The 2,039-nt window shown below is 69.2% G+C and carries 4 protein-coding genes; all 4 read left to right on the top strand.

The annotated features are described in order from the left end of the window. The first annotated feature begins 28 nt into the window (after window positions 1–28). Entirely contained in the window at window positions 29–622 is a 594-nt protein-coding gene (locus JNL41_RS16675; protein WP_293476906.1) for a DNA-3-methyladenine glycosylase I, read from the top strand. Next, window positions 619–906, top strand: a complete 288-nt coding sequence (locus JNL41_RS16670) for a hypothetical protein (RefSeq protein WP_293476904.1) — start codon at window positions 619–621, stop codon at window positions 904–906. The genes JNL41_RS16675 and JNL41_RS16670 overlap by 4 nt, the downstream gene beginning before the upstream one ends. Next, on the top strand, window positions 899–1,558 hold the full coding sequence (locus JNL41_RS16665) for a ribonuclease HII (protein ID WP_293476902.1): 660 nt from the start codon (window positions 899–901) through the stop codon (window positions 1,556–1,558). The genes JNL41_RS16670 and JNL41_RS16665 overlap by 8 nt, the downstream gene beginning before the upstream one ends. A gap of 51 nt (window positions 1,559–1,609) precedes the next feature. Further along, on the top strand, window positions 1,610–2,039 hold a 430-nt coding region (locus JNL41_RS16660), incomplete at its 3' end, for a DUF2332 family protein (protein ID WP_293476900.1).

Genomic DNA, 2,039 nt, shown 5'->3' with positions numbered 1-2,039 from the left:
CTCCCGGCCTGCGCTCTCTCTTCGGCGCATGAGCCAGTCTCCCCTGACCCGGTGCGAGTGGCGCGGCATGGCCGGCGACCCGCTCTACGAGGCCTACCACGACGAAGAGTGGGGCGTGCCGGAATACGACAGCCGCGCGCTGTGGGAGAAGCTGGTGCTGGACGGCTTCCAGGCCGGGCTGGCATGGATCACGATCCTGCGCAAGCGCGACGCGTTCCGCGCGGCCTTCGACAACTTCGATCCCGAGAAGGTGGCGCTCTACGGTGAGGCCGACCGCGCCCGGCTGATGGCCGACGCCGGCATCGTGCGCTCAAACGCCAAGATCGACGCGGCCATCTCGAGCGCGAAAATCTATCTGGAGATGCGCGACCGCGGCGAGGACTTCTCCGAGCTCTGCTGGGGTTTCGTCGGCGGCAAGCCGGTGCAGAACCGCTGGAACGCGTTCGGCGACGTGCCGGCGCAGACCGAACTGGCGGTCGAGGTGTCGAAGGCGCTGAAGGCCAGGGGCTTCAAGTTCGTGGGCCCGGTGATCGTCTACGCCTGGATGCAGGCCGTCGGCATGGTCAACGACCACTTCACCTGCTGCTTCCGCCACGACGCGGTGAAGAAGCTGGTGCGATGAAGGCGGCAGTCGTTCTAGCGATCGCCCTCCTGCTGGCCGGTTGCGAGCACATGTATGGCGCGGTTGATGCTGCGTCGATCAACGCGCAACTGATCGAGCAGGCGCGGCGGGCGACGGCCGGCGAGCACATCTCCGTCGACGGCATGACGCCGACCGTTCTGGATCGCGGGCGCGTGTGGGTGATCCATTTCGAACGGCCCGATCCGAATGTGCTGGATGGTGGCGTCGCGGTGCTGATCAACAAGAAGACGCGCCGCGTCGAGGGCATCGCGAACGATGCCTAGAGGCCCAACCCTCACGCTGGAGAAGGCGTTCGTTGACGGCCATGTCTGCGGTGTAGACGAGGCCGGGCGGGGGCCGTGGGCCGGGCCGGTCTATGCGGGCGCCGTGATCTTCGATCCCAGGAAGCGGCCGCCGAAGGGGCTGGACGACTCCAAGAAGCTGACCGCCAGGGCGCGCGAGGGGCTGGAGGGCGAGATCAAGACCAAGGCGCTGGCGTGGGGCGTGGGGTTTGCCACCGTCGAGGAGATCTGGGAGCTCAACATCCTGCACGCCGCGGGGCTGGCCATGTGCCGGGCCATCGAGGCCATGGCCGTGCAGCCGAAGTACGCGCTGGTGGACGGCAACTACCGCTTCAAGCTGCCGTGCGAGGTCAAGACGGTGGTGGGCGGCGACGCCAAGTCGAAGTCGATCGCGGCGGCGTCGATCCTGGCCAAGGTGGCCCGCGACCGGCTGATGACCGAGATGGATGCTCGCTACCCCGGCTACGGCTTCGCCAGCCACAAGGGCTACAACGCCCCGATCCACATGGAGGCGCTGGTCACCATGGGGCCGTGCGAGATCCACCGGCGCGCGTGGCGGCCGGTGAAGCTGGTGCTGGCCGGCATCGACCCGCGCAACATGGAGCCCGAGCAGGGCGAACTGGCGTTCGATTGACGCACTGAATCAAGATTGACCGCCGCGGGGCCGGCGCGCGCCCTCGCGGCCATGAGCGACTTCGACGACATCGCCCGCACCCTGCGCTTCCAGGGCGGCATCTGCGCCGAGATGGGCTCGGCCTTCTACGGCGTCTTCATGAACCGGATCGCCGACGACCTGGAGGCCGGTGGGCCGAGCCGTGAGTTGGCGGCGCGCTGGACCGGGCGCGACGCGCGGGCGCTGTTCATGGACGCCGTGCCGATCCGGCTCGCCAACACCTTCAACCACCTAGCCATGACCGGCGAGGCGCCGGCGCTGAGTGCAGCCTGGCCGCGGCCGGATGCGCCGATCGACGCCGAGGCGGCCTGGGCGGCGGCGCGCGAGGCCATCGGGCCGCACTCCGCCGCGCTCTCCGCCTTCCTCGACCACGAGCCGCAGACCAACGAGGTGCGGCGCTCGGCGGTGCTGCTGGCGGGCTTCCTGACGCTGGCGGCGGAGA

Origin of the sequence: Phenylobacterium sp. (genome assembly GCF_016793285.1) — a bacterium.
GTDB lineage: Bacteria > Pseudomonadota > Alphaproteobacteria > Caulobacterales > Caulobacteraceae > Phenylobacterium.
The sequence above is the reverse complement of the archived record's forward strand: the minus strand, read 5'-3'. Positions and strand labels throughout refer to the sequence as shown.